We start from the raw sequence: 21,877 nt of genomic DNA, 5'->3' as shown, positions 1-21,877 counted from the left end.
GGGCAATTTTGACAATAATTTGATTGTTTTAACCCCAAATTCCCGCAGATTTCTTAATTGAAACCTTTGTTAAAATCAGAATGTCAACAAAGTCAATCAAAAAAGGAGAAACTTAGGATGTTAGAAACTAATCTCGGAGAAATTAGAGCATTAGCTGAAAATTTAGACCCAATTATTGCCGATCCCCCAAACATCAAATTACTCACAGGGCCATTGCCAAATCCAGCCAGCGACCCCAACTTTTTTGACTTAACTCCCAATGACGACGTAGTTCAATTAGCAAATGGAATTCTGCAGAATACTCCCGGAGGTTTGCGGGCCTTAGCTGGTAACGATTTTGTCAGAGGTTCCGGTGGTGCGGAACTGATGAACGGTAACAGCGGCACAGATACTTTAATCGGAGGTTGCGGCAGCGATACTATTCGCGGCGGCCAAGATTTTGACATTCTTTATGGAGAATGTGGCAGCGATTTTGTCAGCGGAGATCAAGATAATGACCACGTTTATGGAGGCACGGCAAATGACTTTATTCGCGGCGGTAAAGGGAATGATGCTTTAGTAGGAGATAGTGGAAATGATACTATAATCGGTGATGCTGGAATTGATAGACTTTGGGGAAGTGAAGGCGCAGATTTGTTTGTTCTCCGCACAGAAATGGGAGCAACTTCGGGGGAAATTGGTTCGCTGCAACCGCCTCCTAGTGGCAATTTTGATGTAGATGAAGTGACGGCAGATTTTATTCTCGATTACAATCCGGCTGAAGGTGATGTAATTGGATTGGCGTCTGGATTGATGCGAGATGATATTGTTTTGAGCGAAAGGTTTTTAACAATTGGTGATGCCAGAGATTATGACAGCAGTGGCCCTTTTCCTCCGGGAATTCCTCGCACTGCTGATTTTAGAATTTTAAATACTAAGGCGACGGTGATTCGGGAAGCTAGCAGTGGCAATATCTTGGGTTTGGTGAAGGATGTTTCGCCGAGTCAACTTCAGTTTACCTCTGTGTCTGACGGGACGATCGGCCTTGGATAATCCGCACCCTACAATAGACATCTCCAAAATATAAACTCAAGGGCGGGCGAGACGCCCACCCCACAAAACAAACTTTCTTGTGGGGTGGGCGTCTCGCCCGCCAACCCGATGTGCATAAGCCGGGTAATTTGTTTGTTGGAGGTGTCTAATCTTTAAGATTGCCAGAAATCGGCCACATCATATCCCATTTCGGTGAGCATTTGCCGCAGCAGAGGTAAGCTCAAACCGATCACATTCGTGTGGCATCCTTCGATTTGTTCCACAAAAAAGCCACCTTTACCTTCCAGTGCAAAACAGCCTGCACATTGCAAGGGCTCTCCGGTAGCGACGTAAGCCGCAATTTGGCGCGAGGTAACTTCCGCAAAATGAACTTTTGTAACTTGACAGCGAATGCTCGATCGAGACATTGCCTCATCCAAGTCATCGAATCTAGTATCAATTAAAGCATGACCCGTATACAGTTCGCCCACCTTACCGCGCATTTTCTGCCAGCGCGAGATTGCTTCTTCCGCATCCTTGGGTTTGCCGTGAATTTCGCCATCTATGAGCAAAATTGAATCACATCCCAACACCAAACACGCTTTGGGATTGGAGATTTGGGGGTAAGAATTAGCCAGTAAAAACTTAGCTACAGCCTCAGCTTTTCCCTCTGCTAAAACCTGCACTAAATTAGTGGCATCTTTCATTTGTATTTGCCCTTCATCAAAGTCGCTGGGGCAAATCACAGCTTGAATGCCAGCATTTTCTAGCAGGCGGCGGCGTGCAGGAGAAGCTGAAGCTAATACAAAAGTTGGAATTTTCATAAGTTAAGAAGTCAGTTGACAGTTGACAGTTAACATTTGACAGTTGTCAGTTGTCAGTTGACAGTTGACAGTTGTCAGTTGGCAACTAACCCATGCCCCATGCCCCATGCCCCATGCCCAATTCCCAATTCCCAATTCCCTAATAAACAGAGAAAGATTTAACAACTTTCTCAAAAGCTTCTTTTACCTTTGGCCAACGTTCTTCGGTAGTGGAAACGTTAAGCGTAAAAAGTTTGCCGCGGCTGACTGCTACACTCGCTAAGTTGTGGCGTTCTTGGTTTGGCAACTTAACGGCGTATTCTAAAATGTAATAGTTTTTCGATCGCGATTCACGAGCTTCTGCATTGACTAATTCAGCTTCGCGACCCGAATCAGCCGGGGCGATCGCACTTTTGCTGAGCTTGTATCCCACATCCGTCGGTGTTCCCAAATCCGCGAGAGTTTTGTCCTTCGCGACTGGACTAATTACCACGCTGACGTTCTCGGTTTGCTGAATCAAATCGCGGAACACCACATCGGGCCCGTTAGAAACCGCGATCGGCAGCCAGCCGTTAGGATAGAGAAATTGATAGCCATCGCCAGTATCAACGTAGCTTTTGAGTCCGGTGACTTTAGACACACAACCGGTCAAGGTGAGGCTTAGAACCACCAGAAGTATTGCCGCAATTCGTTTGAGCATTCTTTTTACGGGTAGGGTAACAGTAAAATATTTAATTTTAATTGTCTCACCAAACCTTGCCCCTAAAAATAGTTAAGCTATGGATCGCTGTTTGTGTAACGCCAGCGATCCATAGCCAGATAGTTTAATTGTTAACAAAATCATTACAGGTGAGTCAGCCAGCTAATCAGCCCGTGCTTGGTCGAAACTTCTAAAGCCAAGAGAGAAACAAAGCCAATCATGGCAAGGCGGCCGTTTAAGCGTTCTGCGTAGGGGGTAAAGCCGGTGCGGGGTTCGTCATCGACGTATACTTGCGGCTCGATCGCAAAATTGTTCATTTTGCCTTGGTCGTCCAGCATTAAGCCTCTGTTACTCATGTTTTTTTTCCTAAATGGTTTTTAGTGTACTGTAACTAAATGTAACAGACTTGTGAAGATATGTAAAGGATTGTGAGAATTTTTTTTTAAATACCCCGATCTGACACCAGTTTATAAAAAAAATGCAACTGTAGGCAAGCTCTAAACCCTTATCTAGTCAGTCTTTCCCAATTCTCAAATCTAAAATCTAAAATCTAACAATGGTATGACTGTGGGTAGACTCTGGGCCCCAGAGGGGGGAGGATAGAGTGGAGAGGCACAAAAGTCGATGGTGTATGGCAAATCCAGTCTGGGTTTGACGAAAATTGTGGAACGGAGGAAAAATTTATGCGGGCCAGTCTGGAAATGCGGTGGTTTTATAGCGGTGCACTGCCAAAATCAATCAATCAATGGTTTGGAAGCGAGAGTCTCGGCACGTATCTTTCGCCTCCCGAAGAGCGGGAAGACATATATTTGCTAGTACCAAGCTGCGACTACTTAGGAGTGAAGCTACGTGGGAAAACCTTGGAGGTAAAGTGGCGTCAGGGAGAGTTGGGGACAATGCCCTTCGGCAACCGCTGGGAAGGCAAAGCCGAAAAGTGGCTGAAGTGGGTTTGTGCGGACACGATGGCGCCGATACCGGCGGATATTTTGGCGACAGGAAAGTGGGTGGGAGTCAAGAAAAAGCGAGCGCAGCGTCTTTACCACGTTTCGGAGTCGGGTGCGGTAATGTCAGTGCCAGTAGAAGCCCCCATTCCTCAAGGTTGCACCGTGGAACTTACTCAGTTGAACATTAACGGCAGCGCGTGGTGGACTTTGGGATTTGAAGCATTTGGCAGCGAAAGTTCTTTGACAGAAAACCTGCAAACAGTAGCTAGTTGGACTAGCAAGAGTTATCAGGCGCAAAAGTTAAAAGCTGAGGATTCATCTGCTTATCCGGTTTGGCTGGCTAGCAAGTAATATTAAACCCGGCTTTAATAATACCTCCTGTATTTTTTAGTCGCCCTCTGCTGGGACGAGAGTTTGTGTAGATGCGGTTTCAAGAGTCTGATGGAAGGGGTTTCTAACTATAGCGCGAGCGGTCTTCGCGAGGGGGGCGCTCGCACTGCACTCGAAAAATTACAGCAGATTTCAGGTAAATGAAGAACAAAGAAACCTGTTTGGAGTAGGGGCAATGCCAAGAGAACCCTCCCTGATTCAGGATTTCAGTTCAAAACTCAAAACTATTCCCCCTCTCTCCGATTCTCCTCCTCTTTCATTTTCCCCACTCGGCCAGCACTTCTGAGAATTTGACAAGCTAAAATTGCCGCCCCAAACCCGTTATCAATATTCACCACACCCACACCAGCCGCACAAGAATTGAGCATAGTTAAAAGAGGAGCAATCCCGCCAAAACTCGCGCCGTAACCCACACTCGTCGGCACAGCAATCACTGGACAATCTGCCAAACCCGCAACCACACTCGCCAAAGCACCTTCCATACCCGCAACAGCAATCAACACATCAGCATCAGTAATCACGTGCCGATTGCTCAGCAAGCGGTGAATGCCGGCAACTCCGACATCCCACAAACGTCGCACCTGAAAACCGCAAAGTTCCGCAGTAATTGCCGCCTCTTCCGCTACAGGCAAATCCGCCGTTCCCGCACTGATAATAGTCACAGTACCCGGATGCTGCGGAGTTGGGGAATTAGGAGAAATTGCACAAATTCGAGCCTTTTGGTAGTAGCACAAATCGGGTATTTTTTGTTGCAATTGCTCGAAAACTTCCGGTTCGATTCGTGTCGCCATCACCGCAGAATTTCGCCCGCGCATCGCCTCGATAATTTCAATAATTTGGTCGGGCGTTTTCCCTGGGCCCCAAATTACTTCAGGAAAACCGGTTCTTAAAGTGCGGTGGTGGTCAATTTTGGCAAAATCGCCGACTTGTTCAAAGTCAAAATGCTTTAATTTATCTAAAGCTGCGATCGGACTAATATCGCCAGTGGCAACTGATTCGAGTAACTGCTGTAAAATTTTAGGTTCCATAAACTAATAACAAATGACTGCTAACTAATGACCTGCCCAAAAACGGATACAAGCCCCCAACTTAAATCGCGATGGCACAATTTTAGACTCTTGTTCAAGTTCCCAGATTCATCTTTAGACTAAATGAAATCTAAAATCTAAAATCTAAAATCTAAAATCGACTGACTATTCTGTTATTTTCAACTCGTACAAATTCCAGAAAGCACCGCCGAGGGCACTGTAGCGAATTCCCGAAACGCGATCGCGCACCGCCTCAAAAGTCAGCGGATTTACCATATAAACAAAAGGCACTTGTTCCGCTATAATCCGCTGCGCCTCCCCATAAATTTCCTTGCGCTTCGCCTCATCAAGCTCCTGAGAAGCTTTCACGTAAAGGTCATCGATTTTCTGCTCCCAGTCGTAAACTTGCCAACCCTGAATCGGCGGTTCTCCGGCTTGCGGGCCTTGGTTGAAACTGTGCAGTGTGCCGTTAACAGACCAAATATTGTAGCCGCTGTGCGGTTCAGTACCTCCCGTAAAACCGCCGAGGTAAGTATCCCAATTCCGCGTCAATCGCAGCTTTTCCACATAAGTGTTAAAACTCAGGAACTGCGTATCAATTTGCATCCCCAGTTTGCCCAAGTCTTGCTTAATTTGCGTTGCCATTTGTTCCCGAACTTTTTTACCTGCCGCCATCAACAAAGTAAATCGCACCTTGTTGCCTTCAGCATCCAACAATTCTTCGTTACTATTATACTTGAATCCAGCACTTAACAGTAACTCTTTCGATTTTTGTCGATCGTAACTGTAAGTTTTCAATCCCTGTTCTGGGGACAGGTAGAACGGGCTTTGCGCCGGAATTGGGGAATGCAGCGGCGCGCCCAGTCCGCGATAGATATTGTTAGTCATGGCGGATCGGTTGATGCCGTAGGCGATCGCCTGCCTAAATTCCTTACTCGCAAACCAGCGAGACTTAACCGGGTCTACAAACGGCTGATTTTGAGCATTGCGCCCCTTATTCAGATTGAAACACATAAACACGCTGCCAGTATCCGGGCCGCCGTTAAAGACCGTATATTTGCCGCGTTTTTCCTCTCGTTTCAGCAGGGGAAACACTTCCGGCTCCACATTCAGAGTATCCAAATCGCCCGATCGAAAATTCAGCAGTTGATTATCTGTATTTTCGATAATTTGCCAAACAATTTGCTGGATGTAAGGTTGAGAATTTCCCTCTGCATCTTGGCGCCAAAAATAGGGATTTCGTTCCAAAACCACGCGCTGATTGGGAGTGTAGCTCAGCATTCGATATTGACCATTTCCGACAATTTTTTTAGGATCAGTATCCGTGCCCCAAGTAGTCAGGAATTTAGGATTACCATCTGCATCTGTATTTTCGACAGCTTCCTGTAAAATATGAGCTGGTAAAATTGGGATTCCCCCAGCATATCTAATAAATGGAGCAAAGGGTTCTGCAACGGAAAATTCAACGCGGCGGCTGTCAAGTTTTTTAACTTTTGGGAATTCGCGACTCATCCCAACTCTCAGAGTATCTTTCAAACCGCTAGGAATTTTGTCATTGAAATAAATCTTTTCATAGCTAAAGATAATGTCATCAGTAGTCATCGGTTGGCCGTCCGACCATTTCAAACCCTCTCGCAGGGTAAAGACAATCTTTTTGCCATCTTTAGACACTTCCCAGGACTCGGCTAAACCGGGTTCTAGCTGCGATGTCAAGCCGTTTTCGTTGATCAATCCCTCGTACATATAGCCAAAAACGCTGTATGCAGATTGATTTAGCGGGTAGTTAAAGGTAGCTGGGCCGCTGGGGGTGGGAACGATGAGTCTGTTTACTAAGTTCGATCGCACCGGAGTGCACGCAGACAGAGTTATAGTGGCAATTGCAGCCAGTAAAATCGCCAGCCAGCGCAGTCTTGAATGTACCATCATAGAAATTTTCATAATTTTTTAGTTTACCACCTGCGTGCAACTATGACTGAGATTGTAACCAACCTAGAAAGTTTTTAGTGACAGCGAAATACTTTGTAATCCCGGCTTCTCGCAAAACATCTTGAACTTCCGGTAGACCAAATTCTTTGACGTTACCGCTGAGAAATACTTTGGTTTCTGTAGAATGCGATCGGGCATGACTGAGGATACTGTGTAGAATCAAATTGTCTGTTGGGTCTTTTTTGATGATAGGTGTGTTTAAAGTTGCTTGAATAATCTCTGGATTTAATGCAATCATTTCGGCATTGTATGACATCAGAAAAATTGCTTCACGCAACCGTAATTCAATTTCATCTATTCGTTCGAGATAGTAAACTAATGACTCTTCTAGGTGAAGAGATAGAGATGCGACCTTTTCAGAGGTGACATCTCGCTTTGTTTCGCTAATTTGACGGCTTAGCTGTTCCTTAAAAGAGTTTTGTCGCTTCAACTCGTCCTCGAAAGCTGACCAAGCCTCCATATAACAAACGCTGGGTATGACTAACTGAACTGATGAGGACAAATCTCTGAGCAACATAATTGCTTCAGCCTCACGCCCTGTAGCAATACTCATCAGAAAGTTGGTCTCGATATATATAATTGCCACCTAATTCCACTCCTGATTTTGTTGTTCCACCTGCGAGTAATGGCAGCAAACCGATGGCTGATATCTGTTCTGATGCTGGAGGAATTTCGGATTTCCAGTTATAATCTAAGTCATGCAGCCACGATTCTATCAGGCCCCCAAGGGTACGTTCAGAGAGCCATTGACTGCTGCCAAAAGTCGGCATATAATAGCGACATATTTCACCAGTATTTAGAGTGCAAACAGGCTCCGATAAATTCACACCATCCCATTTGAAAATCAAAATTTGTTCCGCGTCAATAAACATAGCATAGGGAACGATCGCGTTTCTTTCAGACAGCTTAGCTAACACAGCTTTCAGCCAATCAATCGCCCGATCGACAATTTTCTGTTTTGCGTCTGCTTCTTGAGCCTGAATAATTTTAACCTCGATTAGCACGACTATGCGATCGTCCTTATCCAACGCGATGACATCCGCGTCTACAGGAAATTGTAATTCCCAGGTGTCAGTGTCCATGATTTCAGGCTTCCTAGCGATTTTGGATTAAAGAATTGACTCCACTATCAATTTTAGATTGTAGAGTTCTATTTTTTGCCCACCAAAACTACAGCATAGGCTGCAATTCCTTCCTCTCTCCCCACGGGGCCTAGCTTTTCGTTGGTAGTAGCTTTGATGCCGATTTGGTCTGGGTTGAGTTTGAGGATGGAAGAAAGCCGATCGCGCATTTGCTGAATATGCGGTTTCAGCTTGGGACGTTCTGCCACTACCACCGAATCAATATTGCCGATTTCCCAGCCTTTATCTAATATTAACTGATTGACTTGTGCCAGCAATACGAGACTATCAGCACCTTTCCATTTCGGGTCAGTGGGAGGGAAATACAGACCGATATCTCCTAAGCTGAGAGCTCCGAGCATCGCGTCCATGATAGCGTGGGTAAGTACGTCTGCGTCGCTGTGTCCTAATAAGCCTAATTCGTGGGGAATGTGGACGCCGCCGAGGATGAGGGGGCGATCTGGAACTAAGCAGTGAATGTCGTAACCGTTACCGATGCGGATGTTCATGGGATGTTTGAGCTTTGAGAGAGGTGTACGGGATGTTATTATTTCATAAGATGCACCATATTCTGTCTTAAATATTCATAGCTTGTTTGATGGGAATTTGTCTGACAAAAACTTGATTGCGGTTATTCTCTTATATTTGCTCAATCTGATGAAATTAAAACCATCTCATTGTTGGCAGCCGCCTCATGGAAGAAAAGAACTAAGAAATCTAGAACTGCCAGGAAAAACAGCCATGTTTCTTCATCCCATTCGTCTTCTTGAGCATAAATTTCTGTCTCCCTGCGCGCCTCGAACCTCGCACGTAAATCTTCTCTTTTAACTTGATGCAGAGCTTGACTGAGTTCTTTCACTTCAGTAGATGACAAGTAACGAACATAACCATAACCTGCCTCAAACTCGGTTGGAGTCCCGCCAAAGATTAACTTACTTAACGGGGGTTCAGCTTGGCTTTCGTCACAGGCAACCTCACCCGTTAGTAAATAATGAATCGCTTGCCATTCTTTCTCTAGAGAAACATGAGTTTTAGTTCGATCGATATTTCCTCTATAAACGCTTGCCATGTTTTGATATGGCACGCTCTCACCAGAGAAGAATTCTTCGGCTAATTCAGGATTGTTTTGAAGTTCAGCAAAGTTTTCTCGGGAGAGTCGTTTGTAATTGGTTGTAATACCCATGATTCTAGATTGCGAGAAAATCAGAATTATTGTCGCCCCGCTCGTTTTTCTTACCTGTAAGCAACGATTGCGATCGATACTACGAGTTTTACACAAATCAATCTTATTCTTTCCTTTCCTCCAACCACCGATCGTACAAATCCAGCCGGCGCGATCGAGTTCTTTCAATTTGCTGTTCCCTGCGCCAGCGAGCAATTTCCGCGTGATTACCAGACAGCAACACGTCGGGCACCTTCAATCCCCGAAAATCCGCCGGTCTAGTGTACTGCGGATAATCCAAAAGTCCGTCTTCAAAACTCTCAAACTTTAGCGAATCTTCCTTCGCCACAGTTCCCCGCAGCAATCGCAAAACCCCATTAATCAAAGCCAAAGCCGGAATTTCGCCCCCCGTGAGCACAAAATCCCCCAAAGACACCTCGCGAGTGACCAAATGCAGGACTCGATCGTCCACACCTTCATAATGACCGCAAATCAACACCAACTGATCGCGATCGGCCGCCAACTCCCGAAACATCGCCTGCTGCATCGGTTCCCCCTGGGGAGTCAGCAAAATCACATCTCGCCTCGGCAAAACCGGCAGCGACTCCACCGCAGCAAAAATCGGTTCCGGTTTCATCAGCATCCCCACTCCGCCCCCGTAAGGCTCATCATCGACTCGCTGGTGCTTGTCTGTGGTAAAATCGCGGGGATTGACAAAATTCACCTCAGCAATCTTTTTAGCTAAGGCTTTGCCCATCAGTCCCGACTCTAGGGGAGCCCGGAAAAATTCTGGAAATAGGGTAACAACGTCAAATCGCACAATTATTGGAATTTCATTGATACATCACCTCTAGTTTGACCTTTAGAGGGAGTTCAGTTTTCAGTAATTGCTTTATTCTTTATAATTTCTTATAATTTCTGAAAATTTTGGCAAGTTAAATTCTCTTCCTTTGTCGGCGGGCCGGTTTTGTACAAAAATAATCTGTTTTTCATGACAGCGACTGCAAGTAAACTCGCCCCCAAACAACTGCGGGATCGCGCGATCGCCGATCGCACCTCGCTGGCACCAAAAAATATTTATTCTTAAAAAGCCCCATTCTACCCACAGCCACGGCAAAATTGAATTTCACATCCAACAGAGGAAGACACACCATGCAGCAGTTGACATCTCAAGCCCTTGAACACAATATTCCCCCGCGCACAAAAACCTCGATTATGGTCATCGGGGGAGCCGAAGACAAAGTTCACGGGCGAGAGATTCTGAACACCTTTTTTTGCCGTGCTGGGGGTGCAAACGCTCGGCTGGCGATCGTTCCGTGCGCTTCGCGAGATCCCGAAGGAATTAGCAACCGCTACCGCACAATATTTGACGAAATGGGCGTTAGCGCAGTCAAAGTAGTAGACATCCGCGAACGGGAACAAGGCGAAAACCCCGTCTGGAAAGATTACTTAGAAGACTGTACGGGCGTATTCATCACAGGGGGCGACCAACTGCGGCTTTGTGGGCTGCTGGCGGACACCCCGCTGATGGAGAAAATTCGCAAAGAAACTCTCGAAGGCAAGATTACCCTCGCTGGCACCAGCGCGGGTGCTGCGGTGATGGGATATCACATGATTGCAGGCGGTGGGAGTGGCGCCCCGCCGAACCGCTCTTTAGTAGACATGGCAAACGGACTTAACATTATTCCTGAGATCATCGTAGACCAGCATTTTCACAACCGCAATCGCATGGCTCGCTTGCTGTCGGCTGTGGCTTGTCATCCCGATCGCATCGCTATTGGTATTGACGAAGACACCTGCGCCTTGTTTGAGGGAGACGATACTATGAAAATTCTCGGTAAAGGCACTGTGACTATTGTTGATTCTAGGGAAAATTTTTATACCAATGAATCTATGGTAGGAGCGACAGAACCCTTAAGTCTGTTCAATATGCGCTTGCACGTTCTGTGTCACGGAGATTGCTACAATATGCCCCAAGGCAAACCCATGCCATCGGGAGCGTGTTCCGAGTCTGGCTGGCCCCCCGAATGCCGCACAGCCAACTAAGGTAGAACATCTCTTGTCATTGATTCGGCAGAAATTAGGCGGCATTCCGGCCGAATCATGGATACAACAATAGAATAGATGCCGAAGCAGCCACGGTCTGACCCCAGGAGACCGAACCACAGAAAATTCTAGCTTCAGGCTTTGAGTTTTTGCTAGCCATGTACCTGTACTTGTTTTTAGCCGATCGCAGGGGCATGAATTTTAAATTGGGTAGCCCATAACTGGAAATTCACTCCCAAACTGTTCGCAGCGAACAGTCGATCGAGCAATCTAGATCGAAATTGAATAAATGCTCCAATTATCTATAAGATTTCGCGCCCCATACCCCTCTAACTGCCATGAAAATACTTAAAATCCAGACATTACGCGGCCCCAACTACTGGAGCATCCGACGCCAGAAACTCGTCCTGATGCGTCTGGATTTAGAGGAGTGGGCAGATAAAACCACAGCGGAAATTCCTGGATTCTATGAAGGGTTGATCGCCGCACTTCCGAGTTTGAACGACCATCACTGTTCTCCAGGCCATCAGGGAGGATTCCTGCAACGGGTCAGAGAAGGCACAATGATGGGACACGTAATCGAACACGTCGCCCTCGAACTTCAGGAAATGGCAGGAATGCCGGTCGGGTTCGGCCGTACCCGCGAGACTGCGACCCCAGGTATTTACCAAGTAGTAATCGAGTATCACAACGAACAAGCAGGTCGCTATGCAGCGCGGGCGGGCGTGCGGATGTGCCAAAGTATTGCCGATACAGGCACTTATCCAGCAGCCGAATTAGTCCAAGATTTGAGAGACCTCAAAGAGTTTGCTGCGTCGGCGGCCCTGGGGCCGAGCACGGAAACACTGATTAAGGAAGCAGAAGCGCGCGGCATTCCTTGGATACCTTTGAGCGCCCGGTTTATGATTCAACTCGGCTACGGGGTTCACCAAAAGCGGATTCAGGCAACTCTGAGCAACCGGACGGGAGTTTTGGGGGTAGAACTTGCCTGTGACAAGGAAGGTACCAAAAATATCCTCGCTAGCGCAGGCGTGCCGGTTCCCAGAGGGACGGTGATTCATTATTTGGACGAATTGCGCGGGGCGATCGAAGATGTCGGCGGTTATCCGATCGTCCTCAAACCCCTAGACGGCAACCACGGCCGCGGCATTACGATCGACATCAATTCCTGGGAAGCAGCAGAAGAAGCCTACGACTTAGCCAGCGCAGCATCAAAAACAAAAAGCGTCATTGTCGAGCGCTATTACGTCGGCCGCGATCACCGAGTATTGGTAGTCAACGGGCAAGTCATAGCAGTCGCAGAACGAGTACCCGCTAACGTCGTAGGTAACGGCAAGTCTACAGTAGAACAGCTTATTGAAGAAGTAAACCGCGACCCGCAGCGAGGAGACGGACACGACAACGTGCTCACCCGGATCACGATCGACAAATTGTCCCTGGATTTGCTGCAAAAACAAGGATACGCAATGGACTCCGTAGTGCCCGCCGGCGAAAGAGTATTTTTGCGCGCGACAGCAAACTTGAGTACCGGTGGAATTGCAGTCGATCGCACCGACGAAATCCACCCAGAAAACGTCTGGCTGTTTTCCAGAGTCGCCAAAATTATCGGTTTGGACATCGCCGGCATTGACGTAGTAACTCCCGACATTTCCCAACCCCTGCGCGATGTCAACGGCGTCATCGTCGAAGTCAACGCAGCACCGGGTTTCAGAATGCACGTCGCCCCAAGTCAAGGTTTACCCCGCAACGTCGCCGGCGCCGTCTTCGATATGCTATTCCCCTCGCCTCAACCCAGCCGGGTGCCAATTTTAGCGGTAACGGGAACCAACGGCAAAACGACAACCACTCGCCTGCTAGCCCACATTGTCAAGCAGACAGGTCAGATTACCGGCTATACAACTACCGACGGCACTTACATCGGCGATTATTTGGTCGAAACCGGAGACAATACCGGGCCGCAGAGTGCTCAATTGATTTTGTCTGACCCAACGGTAGAAGTGGCCGTGTTGGAAACGGCTAGAGGCGGAATTTTGCGATCGGGCCTCGGCTTCGATCAGTGCGATGTCGGCGTCGTCTTGAACGTCGCAGCCGATCACTTGGGAATTGGCGACATCGACACCGTGGAACAACTGGCCAAACTCAAAAGCGTCCTCGTCGAGTCGGTAATGCCCAAAGGCTATGCAGTTTTGAATGCAGACGATCCGCTAGTATCACAAATGGCGCAGCGTGTCAAGGCTCAAATTGCATATTTTTCCATGAACCCGGACAACGAACTGGTTGCCAAACATACCGCGGCGGGCGGGCTGGCAGCGATTTACGAAAACGGGTACTTGTCGATCTTAAAAGGCGATTGGACGCTGAGAATTGAGCAGGCTGTGAACGTGCCGCTGACGATGGGCGGGCGCGCGCCGTTTATGATTGCTAATGCTTTAGCAGCTTGTTTGGCGGCTTTTGCCCAAGGATTGAAAATAGAAGATATTCGCGCTGCTTTGTCAAGCTTCCAAGCATCCGTCGGTCAAACTCCCGGAAGGATGAATTTGTTTAATTTGGGCAGCTATCACGCTTTACTCGACTACGCCCACAACCCCCACAGCTACAAAGCTTTGGGCAGTTTCGTCCTGAATTGGCCGGGACGGCGGATCGGGGTAGTAGGTGCCCCCGGAGACCGGCGAGATGAAGATTTTGTCACGCTGGGCAAACTTTCGGCCGAGATGTTCGATCGTATCATTGTCAAAGAAGATATTGACAGGCGCGGCCGAGAACCCGGTGTTGTGGCAAAGTTAATTTGCCAGGGAATTGCTGAGGCGATTTCTGCAGGAACCGCAAACAAATCTCAAGTTGAATACGAGTTGATTCTCGACGAAACAACGGCCGTTAACAAGGCTTTAGACGAGGCGCCGGCCGGCAGTTTGGTAGTAATTTTACCTGAAGGTGTCAACAAAGCTTTGAGTTTAATTGAAGCCCGGAAACCGATTAAGGAATCTGTGGAAGTGCAAAATGGTTTAGATCGATCGAAGTCACAGGAAAGTTTAAAACCGACTGTTGTGAATCAAGGCTAAACTCTTAAGTCTCATTTAATTAATAGGTTGGGTTACTTGTGTTAAACCCAACCTATTTGTTTGAGAAATTACGTAATTCCTGATTTTCATGAAACCTGCTATACTTAAGAAAAACTTTGTAAATCTTCCTCAGATAGCTGAGCTATTTTCATTAAGGCTCTCAAGGTTCCAACTTTCAAATCTTGATTTCGGTGAACAGGAATTGACAAAATTTGTTCTAGTTCCGGGTTTTCATAGATATGATGACTGCCGGTAACTCTTTTCAAAACCCAACCTTTATGCTCTACTATTTTGCAAAGTCGCTTGCCCGAAATAGATTTCATACAGCAATTTCCACAACTCTATCTGTGGAGGCAATTGCTTCACGACTATTAGCAACTTCGAGCCAACCTTCAATAGCATCTTTTAAATTAATTATTACTTCTTCTATCGTTTCTCCTTCGGTAATGCAGCCGGGAAGCGCTGGAACTTCTGCCCAATAGCCACCTTCTTCTGCAGGATGTACGATCGCTCTAATTTTCATAGATTTATTGAGGTATTTTTGAAGCACTAAAGCCATAAAAACCGGGTTGCCAAGCAAAATCTTCGTTGTGAACGATCGACTTTAAGGCAGAAACCGGGTTTTTGACTCCGCCTGTATCTAGGAATATCGTCAAGTATATTATAGCAAATATCAATAGTAAAGCGTCCTAACCGCCAAGGGGGTTGCTATAAAGCAAAATCGCAAGATAAATCGAAAATTCAAACCGATCGAAGTATAGAATCAGGAAGAAGCAAGCAGCAGGATTGAAGCATGAATGAGGCCGATCGCACGCGAGTCGAAACATTCATTACGCGCTGGGCAGGTTCTAGCGGTAATGAACGCGCAAACTGCCAGTTGTTTTTTGCCGAAATGTGCGATGCGCTGGGAGTCGATCGCCCTTTTGATAAAGGCAGAATTCCCAACGATCCCTACTGCTTTGATAAAGATGTCAAAATTTTTCACCCCAGCGGCAAGGTGACTCCGGGGTTTATTGACTTTTACAAAGCCGAGCATTTTTTGATAGAGGCAAAACAGGGCGGAACAACGAGCAAAAAGGGAACGGCAAAGCGGGGGACAAATACCTATTTGCGAGAGATGGAAAAAGCGTTTGTGCAGGCAGTCGCCTATACCCGCAATCTCAGCAGCAAACCGCCGTTTTTGTTAACTTGCGATATTGGCGATCATTTTGAATTATGGATGGGTTTTAGCGGGGATTATGGCGGCTATGGGGCGCGGCGAGAAATTGGGCTAATTGAGTTGCAGAAAGCCGATGTTTTCGATTTGTTTGTGGATATTTTTAGCAATCCGCAGCAGCGCAATCCAGAGAAAATTGCGGCGCGGGTGACACGGGAAGTGGCGGCGGATTTGGCAGAGTTGGCGAAGCGGATGGAGGCGAATGTCGATCCGCAGCAAGTCGCCCAGTTTTTGATGCGCTGTATTTTCACCATGTTTGCTGAGGATGTGGGGTTGTTGAAAGAACATTTGTTTACGCAGGCGCTGGAAACGCGATGGATTCTCAATCCGAAGACGTTTAAGCCGGAGGTAGAGGCGCTGTGGGAGGCGATGAATGAGGGGACGAGTTTTGGCTTTCATGGCAAACTGTTGCGGTTTAATGGCGGATTGTTTGCCGAGTCGCAGGCGTTTGCGCTGACAAAGGCGCAGTTGGAAGTTTTGTTGCAGGCGGCGAAGCGGGATTGGTGCAATGTGGAACCGGCGATTTTTGGGACGTTGTTGGAAAGGGCGCTGGATTCGAGGGAACGTAGTAAGTTGGGGGCTCATTATACGCCGCGATCGTATGTGGAACGGTTGGTAAAGCCTGTGGTGATGGAACCTTTGGGCGATCGCTGGATTGCGGTACAAGCGGAGGTTAAACAGTTGCTCAACGCGGGGGAATCGGAACCGACTGCAAATCAAAGGAAAAAGGCGATATCAGTTTTAGAGGCATTTCTGACGGAGTTACAACAGGTGAAGATTCTCGATCCGGCGTGCGGATCTGGTAATTTCCTGTATGTGACATTGGATTTGTTGAAGGGGTTGGAATCGGAGGTGTTGCGACGCTTGGAGGATGTCACCGGATCGGCGCAGTTGCTGTTAGATATTGCTCAAGTTAATCCGAGTCAGTTTTTGGGAATTGACATTAATCGTAGGGCGGCGGCGATCGCAGATTTGGTGATTTGGATTGGGTATTTGCAGTGGCATTTTCGGCGGTTTGGCGATATTCCGCCGATCGAACCTGTGTTGCGGGAGTACAAAAATATTCAATGGGGGGATGCAGTGTTGGCCTATGACGGGAGGGAACCGGATGTGGATGCGACGGGGAAGGTGAGAACTCGCTGGGGTGGACGGATGATGAAAAGTCCGGTGACGGGGGAAAATATTCCCGATCCGACAAACCAAGTAACAATTTATCGGTATTTGAATCCGAGGGCGGCCGAGTGGCAAGAGGCAGATTATATTGTGTCGAATCCGCCGTTTATTGGGAATAAGAGAATGCGTGAGAGCCTTGATGACGGGTATGTTGAATGCTTGAGGAAGACTTACCCAAACTTGTCAGATACGGTTGACTTTGTAATGTACTGGTGGGAGAAGGCAGCAAATCTTGCCAAGTCGAAGAAAATTCAAAGGTTTGGCTTTATTACAACAAACAGTATTGTTCAATCATTCAATAGGAAAGTTCTAGACCAGTATGTCGGCGATAAACAAATATCTCTTTACTTTGCTATTGCCGATCATCCTTGGACAGATAGTAAAGATGGTGCTGCTGTACGTATTGCTATGACTGTCGTGACACCCGAACCGTCAATTTCAGGCTTTTTGATGAAAGTCAAGTATGAATCTCAGGGAGAAAATGAAAATGAAATTTTAAAATTTGAGGTAATTAAGGGATTGATTAATTCTGATTTGACTATTGGCCGTGATACAGTCAAAATGAAACCGTTAAAATCAAATGATGGAATCTCATTTCAGGGTGTTATTCCATTAGGCACAGGGTTTAGAATTGAAGAACATGATTTCCAACAGCTTGATTTAGACAAGCAGAATTTGCCGTCAGTCATCAGATCGTATGCGATTGGTAGAGATTTAGTTCAAAGTTTCCATAAAAAGTGGATTATTGATTTTTTCGGTCTATCTAAAGATGAAGCCTCTCAACAGTTTCCTCTATTATTCCAAAGGGTTCTAACAACAGTTAAGCCATTTCGAGATCAGCAAAATAGAAAATCAAATCGGGAGAATTGGTGGCTTTTTGGCGAGAAAAGACCAGGATTAAGAAAAGCTGTCAACAATTTGAATCGATTTATTGTCACGCCAGACACTTCTAAATTTAAGCCATTCTTTTTTGTTGATAGTGATGTTTTGCCGGATGTTCAGCTTTACACAGTCGCATCAGATGATGCCTGGATTTTAGGCATTTTAGAATCCTTAGTACATCAAAAATGGCTTAAAAAGATTGCACCGCGAATGGGCAAGGGAAATGATTTGCGATGGAAACCGTCAATTGTCTTCGACCCCTTCCCCTTCCCCGACCCCACCGATACCCAAAAACAAACCATCCGCGAACTCGGAGAACGCCTCGACAGCCACCGCAAACGAGTCCAAACCACTCACCCCGAAGTCACCATCACCGGGATGTACAACCTCCTCGAAAAACTCCGCCAAGGCGAACCCCTCGACGACAAAGACAAAGCCTTCAAGCAAAAAGCCCTAGTCTCCACCCTCAAACAAATCCACGACGAACTCGATGCCGCCGTATTTGCCGCCTATGGTTGGGAATCCACCCTCACCGACGACCAAATCCTGGAAAACCTCGTCACCCTCAACGCCCAACGCGCCGAAGAAGAACGCAACGGACTCATTCGCTGGCTGCGTCCCGACTACCAAGCCCCAGGCGAAACCTACGTGCAACCATCCCTTGCAGGCATCACCACGGAAACCGAAACCTCGATCGCCCCCACGGAACAACAACCCTTCCCCAAAACCCTCAAAGAGCAACTTTGGGCCATCCGCGACTTATTCCGCACCCAAAGCGGCGAATGGACAGCCGCCCAAGTCACCGCCCATTTCAAAGCAGCCAGCCGCAAACAAAAAGTCATTCTCGACTGTCTGGAAAGCCTCGAAGATTTGGGTGTTTTGCTCAGTCATACTGAAAATGGGATGACTTTCTGGCACCTGGCAGAACTTTAGAGGGTTGCGATTGTTATTATGAGCTTATCCAGCAAGAGGTTATCTAATGCTAGAAACCACCATCCTAGAAACCTTGGTCAAGTTGCCAGATTCCCTGAAACAGGAAGTTTTGCACTATGTAGAATTCTTGGCTGCAAAATATGCAAATAATGAGGTTGCCGTAAATCCTCCTCAAAAGAAACGTCAAGCCGGGATGATGAAAGGCACGTTTGTCTTACCGCTTGCTGATGATTTTGATGCACCATTAGAGGATTTGCAGGAGTATACGGAATGAGTGCATTGCTCCTCGATACTCACACTTTTATTTGGTTTTCAGAAAATGCTCCTAACCTATCAGTTACCTTGAAGGAGCAGATTGAAGCCGCCGATATAGTCTATTTGAGTATTGCCAGTCTTTGGGAAATTTCCATCAAAATCAGCATTGGTAAACTGACACTGCAAGCAGACTATGCAGACATCGAAGCTCAGTTACCTGCTGCTGGCATCTTATTACTGCCAATTTCCTTTGCGGATACTGTACAGGTTCGCAATCTACCATTCCACCATCGCGATCCATTCGATCGCATTTTAATTGCCCAATCCATTAATCATGCTTTAGTTTTAGTCAGCCGCGATGAAATATTTGATGCTTATGCTGTTAAAAGACTATGGTTATAAACTAGATTATTATCGCCAATGGCATTGACCCGATCGATCGTAAAAGAGTAAAATAAATTCTAGAGTTAGGCTCAAAAATTTTCCATGCCTCCCGAAGAAATCCTCCTACAATACGGGCGCGAACTTGCCCCCGCCGATCGCGCAAAAGTCCTTCAGTTTACTCAAGCTCTAGCGCTCAAATCTTCACCTGAATTTACCCCCAAAACACAACTCGGTCAAACCTTGTGGAAACTTCGCCAACGGGCGATCGCCAACGGTATGGAACTTCTCAATGAAGTTGAGTTAGAGCAAGAAATTGCCGATCGTCGAGGTGGCTACGGTGTCTGGTAAACTAACTTATCTGGATCTCTATTCCATTTGCAAATACTCCAAAACCAGCAGCCGCAAATAGTCTAGCATTCGGATATAAGACCGCATTTGAAGATAGCCCGATCGCGTCTCATCATAAAACTGAGCGATCGCAGAACGATCGAACACCCGAAGCTGATGTAAGTCTGCGATCGCTTGCTCGCGATTCTCAACCTCTGCGCGCTCCTCAATCTGACTAGCATAACCGCGAATGCTTACTGTTACTAACTCCAGCTCCTCCAGAAACGAAAAATCTTCCTCGGAACCAAGATACCTCTGAGATATCTCTTTGCGCTCGGATTTAGTGTTTTGATAATCAACCGTTAATTGTGCCAAAAGTAGGACAATAATATCTTTATTTATCATAGCTTTCTAGGCAAGAATCGGCTTTTAGGTTTTAACTACCGCCCACTGAGTCACCGGCGCAAGCGGCTTCCAACCCTGAAAAGAACCGATCGCCCCTACTCGCTGAATCCCAATTCTAATGAGTTCCCCGCCATAACGATCGTGCCATTGCAAAACTTTAAACTCGCTCTCAACTGTCACCGCATTAACAACTAATCGGCCGCCTTCACCTAAAGCATTCCAGCAAGTTTCCAGCACAGCTTCTGCGGTGACACCGCCGCCGATGAAAATAGCATTCGGTTGAGGCAAATTTGTCAGGGCTTCCGGCGCTGATCCCGCCACAATTTCGAGTTCGGGAACGCCGAAAGTCGAGGCATTTTCGGCGATGTATTGCAGTCGAGTTGGGTGGCGTTCGATCGCGATCGCCCTGCACCGAGGATGACTCCGCATCCATTCGATCGCGATCGAACCGCAGCCCGCACCCACATCCCAAAGCAACTCTCCGGGAATCGGTGCTAACGTTGACAGAGTAACGGCTCGAACCTCCCGCTTGGTAAGTTGTCCGTCGTGGCGATATCCAGCATCCGGCAAACCCGCAGTTCGGGGGAGGATAAGAGTTTGTCGATCGGCTGCAACTGCGATCGCGATCGTGTTCAAATCAGCCAAATCCGCTGCATTCCAGGCTGCTGCGACCCCCTCGCTCCGCCGTTCCGATCCCGATCCCATCCGCTCGAACACGGTCATCAAACTGCTGCCAAACCCCCGCTGTGTCAACAATTGGGCAACTTTTGCTGGCGTGTGTCTGTCAGCGCTCAACACCAGCAAGCGCGCTCCCGGCGACAAAGCAAGGGCGATCGATGCGATCGGGCGATTTGTCAAACTGAAAGTCTCAACTTGGGCTAGTGGCCAACCCAAACGGGCGCAAGCAAGACTAAAAGCCGATGCAGCGGGAATCACAGTCATTTCTGAAATGGGAATCTGGCGCGACAGTGTTACCCCAATTCCGTGACACATCGGATCGCCGCTTGCGAGCACGCACACAGACTGTCCTCGGCGGCGGATGATTTCATCGACTGTTGCTTGTAGCGGCGAAGCCCAAACCAATTTTTCGCGGGTGTCGTCGGTTGGTAGCATTGCTAGGTGACGGGCGCCACCAACAACGATTTGAGATTGAGAGAGGAGGGTAGAGGCGATCGGGCCGAGCCCCGAAAGTCCATCTTCGCCAATCCCCACCACCGAAAGCCATTTGTGCATTGAATCCTTACCGCTAATCTCGTTTCCGGCTGCATTGGAATCATCAAACTCGATCGTCATCACTCATTAGTTATTAAGCTGTTCTGCCTTTAAATTGTATGTCAAAAAAAATCAAAGTCTTGTGGTGTGGGCGTCTCGCCCGCCCAAAAAATACAATTTAGATGCCCAACAGCTTAGTTATTAGTTATTAGTTATTAGTCGTTAATCATATGATTTCCGCTAGAAAAACCAGAATAAAATTGATTTATAGTGAGGAATTCAATCCTCATCAGACTCGCTGGGAATGAATTATTGACTACAAAATTTATAACTGACATCTTGCACAATTCTCAATAACACGCATCTTGCCTGTTCCACAAACAGTACATCTCTTCTTGTGAGGTCGGCATCCTGTCCGCCCGTGAAACACTTATTAATAATAGTGCAAGATGTCAGTTCTAACTCATATGTTGCACCATTCTCAATAATCCTTTTATGAACAGGCAAGATGCCTGTTCCACAAGAAAATTTATCTCTTGTGGAACAGGCATCTTGCCTGTTGCTGACAATGGTACAAGATGTGAGTTATAACGCTTATTTTACCGAACTAGATATGTGAATAAAGTATAAAAAAATCTTTTTTTCCCAAACAAAAAGCGCCCCTATTTCTAGGAGCGCTCTTTGTCTATCAAAAACTAAAACTTAGCCATTGATGGAAGGAGCAACCAAAGCTACAGGAGTGACTTCACTAGCAGCCAAGTCGAGTGGGAAGTTGTGAGCATTGCGCTCGTGCATTACTTCCATACCCAAGTTAGCGCGGTTGATGACATCAGCCCAAGT

Annotated in this window: 23 protein-coding genes and 1 pseudogene; 8 read left to right on the top strand and 16 right to left on the bottom strand. The window is 47.0% G+C overall.

All coding sequences use genetic code 11. From position 1 onward, the window contains the following. Nucleotides 1–117 precede the first annotated feature (117 nt). The gene (locus QUB20_RS16365; RefSeq protein ID WP_333243790.1) at nucleotides 118–1,032 is read left to right on the top strand and encodes a calcium-binding protein; all 915 of its coding nucleotides are present in this window, start codon (nucleotides 118–120) and stop codon (nucleotides 1,030–1,032) included. A 152-nt stretch (nucleotides 1,033–1,184) separates the two neighbouring features. Here the strand turns inward: QUB20_RS16365 and QUB20_RS16360 are convergent, their stop codons facing one another. From QUB20_RS16360 to QUB20_RS16350, 3 genes are all read right to left on the bottom strand, one after another. Then, nucleotides 1,185–1,835, bottom strand: coding sequence for a nucleoside triphosphate pyrophosphatase (locus tag QUB20_RS16360; RefSeq protein ID WP_333243793.1), 651 nt, complete (start codon nucleotides 1,833–1,835; stop codon nucleotides 1,185–1,187). 139 nt (nucleotides 1,836–1,974) lie between these two features. Continuing rightward, nucleotides 1,975–2,514 (bottom strand): photosystem II reaction center PsbP, encoded by a 540-nt coding sequence (psbP, locus tag QUB20_RS16355; RefSeq protein WP_333041087.1) that lies wholly within the window; start codon nucleotides 2,512–2,514, stop codon nucleotides 1,975–1,977. A 143-nt stretch (nucleotides 2,515–2,657) separates the two neighbouring features. After that, entirely contained in the window at nucleotides 2,658–2,870 is a 213-nt protein-coding gene (locus QUB20_RS16350; RefSeq protein WP_190659021.1) for a high light inducible protein, read from the bottom strand. Between the two features lie 327 nt (nucleotides 2,871–3,197). On the opposite strand from QUB20_RS16350, the gene QUB20_RS16345 reads away from it, so the two are divergent. Beyond that, nucleotides 3,198–3,809 (top strand): hypothetical protein, encoded by a 612-nt coding sequence (locus QUB20_RS16345; RefSeq protein ID WP_333057483.1) that lies wholly within the window; start codon nucleotides 3,198–3,200, stop codon nucleotides 3,807–3,809. A gap of 263 nt (nucleotides 3,810–4,072) precedes the next feature. On the opposite strand, the gene larB is transcribed toward QUB20_RS16345, so the two are convergent. The 7 genes from larB to trmD all read right to left on the bottom strand — a co-directional run bounded on the left by larB (nucleotide 4,073) and on the right by trmD (nucleotide 9,965). After that, nucleotides 4,073–4,876, bottom strand: a complete 804-nt coding sequence (larB, locus tag QUB20_RS16340) for a nickel pincer cofactor biosynthesis protein LarB (RefSeq protein WP_333243796.1) — start codon at nucleotides 4,874–4,876, stop codon at nucleotides 4,073–4,075. A 165-nt stretch (nucleotides 4,877–5,041) separates the two neighbouring features. Then, nucleotides 5,042–6,802: an ABC transporter substrate-binding protein gene (locus QUB20_RS16335; protein ID WP_333243967.1), complete on the bottom strand. Its 1,761-nt coding sequence runs from the start codon at nucleotides 6,800–6,802 to the stop codon at nucleotides 5,042–5,044. 40 nt (nucleotides 6,803–6,842) lie between these two features. Continuing rightward, entirely contained in the window at nucleotides 6,843–7,415 is a 573-nt protein-coding gene (locus QUB20_RS16330) for a PIN domain-containing protein (protein WP_333243798.1), read from the bottom strand. Next, nucleotides 7,393–7,944, bottom strand: coding sequence for a hypothetical protein (locus QUB20_RS16325; RefSeq protein WP_333243801.1), 552 nt, complete (start codon nucleotides 7,942–7,944; stop codon nucleotides 7,393–7,395). Before QUB20_RS16325 ends, QUB20_RS16330 begins: the two co-directional genes overlap by 23 nt. 68 nt (nucleotides 7,945–8,012) lie before the next feature. After that, nucleotides 8,013–8,492, bottom strand: coding sequence for a 2-C-methyl-D-erythritol 2,4-cyclodiphosphate synthase (gene ispF / locus QUB20_RS16320; RefSeq protein WP_333243803.1), 480 nt, complete (start codon nucleotides 8,490–8,492; stop codon nucleotides 8,013–8,015). 140 nt (nucleotides 8,493–8,632) lie between these two features. Continuing rightward, complete coding sequence (locus tag QUB20_RS16315) at nucleotides 8,633–9,334, bottom strand: YfbM family protein (protein ID WP_333243807.1); 702 nt, start codon at nucleotides 9,332–9,334, stop codon at nucleotides 8,633–8,635. Beyond that, on the bottom strand, nucleotides 9,270–9,965 hold the full coding sequence (gene trmD / locus QUB20_RS16310) for a tRNA (guanosine(37)-N1)-methyltransferase TrmD (RefSeq protein WP_333243810.1): 696 nt from the start codon (nucleotides 9,963–9,965) through the stop codon (nucleotides 9,270–9,272). The genes QUB20_RS16315 and trmD overlap by 65 nt, the downstream gene beginning before the upstream one ends. Before the next feature lie 332 nt (nucleotides 9,966–10,297). Here trmD and QUB20_RS16305 point away from each other — a divergent pair, with 332 nt between their 5' ends. Continuing rightward, nucleotides 10,298–11,191 (top strand): cyanophycinase, encoded by an 894-nt coding sequence (locus QUB20_RS16305; protein ID WP_333057489.1) that lies wholly within the window; start codon nucleotides 10,298–10,300, stop codon nucleotides 11,189–11,191. Between the two features lie 338 nt (nucleotides 11,192–11,529). Further along, a complete protein-coding gene (gene cphA, locus QUB20_RS16300) occupies nucleotides 11,530–14,250 on the top strand; it encodes a cyanophycin synthetase (protein WP_333243813.1) in 2,721 nt (906 codons plus the stop codon). Nucleotides 14,251–14,354: 104 nt separating this feature from the next. On the opposite strand, the gene QUB20_RS16295 is transcribed toward cphA, so the two are convergent. Together QUB20_RS16295 and QUB20_RS16290 are read right to left on the bottom strand one after the other, a co-directional pair. Then, complete coding sequence (locus QUB20_RS16295) at nucleotides 14,355–14,573, bottom strand: type II toxin-antitoxin system HicA family toxin (protein WP_333243816.1); 219 nt, start codon at nucleotides 14,571–14,573, stop codon at nucleotides 14,355–14,357. Next, complete coding sequence (locus tag QUB20_RS16290) at nucleotides 14,570–14,773, bottom strand: type II toxin-antitoxin system HicB family antitoxin (RefSeq protein ID WP_333234063.1); 204 nt, start codon at nucleotides 14,771–14,773, stop codon at nucleotides 14,570–14,572. Before QUB20_RS16290 ends, QUB20_RS16295 begins: the two co-directional genes overlap by 4 nt. A 270-nt stretch (nucleotides 14,774–15,043) precedes the next feature. Here QUB20_RS16290 and QUB20_RS16285 point away from each other — a divergent pair, with 270 nt between their 5' ends. From QUB20_RS16285 to QUB20_RS16270, 4 genes are all read left to right on the top strand, one after another. Then, nucleotides 15,044–18,454: a DNA methyltransferase gene (locus tag QUB20_RS16285; RefSeq protein ID WP_333243819.1), complete on the top strand. Its 3,411-nt coding sequence runs from the start codon at nucleotides 15,044–15,046 to the stop codon at nucleotides 18,452–18,454. Between the two features lie 46 nt (nucleotides 18,455–18,500). Next, a complete protein-coding gene (gene vapB / locus QUB20_RS16280) occupies nucleotides 18,501–18,728 on the top strand; it encodes a type II toxin-antitoxin system VapB family antitoxin (RefSeq protein ID WP_333243822.1) in 228 nt (75 codons plus the stop codon). Beyond that, nucleotides 18,725–19,111 carry a type II toxin-antitoxin system VapC family toxin gene (locus QUB20_RS16275; RefSeq protein ID WP_333243825.1) on the top strand — a complete coding sequence of 129 codons (387 nt, stop codon included), beginning with the start codon at nucleotides 18,725–18,727 and terminating at the stop codon, nucleotides 19,109–19,111. Before vapB ends, QUB20_RS16275 begins: the two co-directional genes overlap by 4 nt. An 84-nt stretch (nucleotides 19,112–19,195) precedes the next feature. Beyond that, complete coding sequence (locus QUB20_RS16270; RefSeq protein WP_333243828.1) at nucleotides 19,196–19,441, top strand: hypothetical protein; 246 nt, start codon at nucleotides 19,196–19,198, stop codon at nucleotides 19,439–19,441. A gap of 18 nt (nucleotides 19,442–19,459) precedes the next feature. On the opposite strand, the gene QUB20_RS16265 is transcribed toward QUB20_RS16270, so the two are convergent. The 4 genes and pseudogenes from QUB20_RS16265 to QUB20_RS16250 form a co-directional block, all read right to left on the bottom strand. Next, nucleotides 19,460–19,825 (bottom strand): hypothetical protein, encoded by a 366-nt coding sequence (locus QUB20_RS16265; protein WP_333243831.1) that lies wholly within the window; start codon nucleotides 19,823–19,825, stop codon nucleotides 19,460–19,462. Between the two features lie 24 nt (nucleotides 19,826–19,849). Beyond that, on the bottom strand, nucleotides 19,850–21,118 hold the full coding sequence (gene cbiE / locus QUB20_RS16260; protein ID WP_333243834.1) for a precorrin-6y C5,15-methyltransferase (decarboxylating) subunit CbiE: 1,269 nt from the start codon (nucleotides 21,116–21,118) through the stop codon (nucleotides 19,850–19,852). A 228-nt stretch (nucleotides 21,119–21,346) separates the two neighbouring features. Then, a complete protein-coding gene (locus QUB20_RS16255) occupies nucleotides 21,347–21,544 on the bottom strand; it encodes a hypothetical protein (RefSeq protein WP_333291485.1) in 198 nt (65 codons plus the stop codon). 195 nt (nucleotides 21,545–21,739) lie between these two features. After that, a pseudogene (locus QUB20_RS16250) lies at nucleotides 21,740–21,877 on the bottom strand (photosystem II q(b) protein); the annotation flags it as partial.

This window comes from Microcoleus sp. B4-C2, from assembly GCF_036705265.1.
Classification (GTDB): Bacteria; Cyanobacteriota; Cyanobacteriia; order Cyanobacteriales; family Microcoleaceae; genus Microcoleus.
The sequence above is the reverse complement of the archived record's forward strand: the minus strand, read 5'-3'. Positions and strand labels throughout refer to the sequence as shown.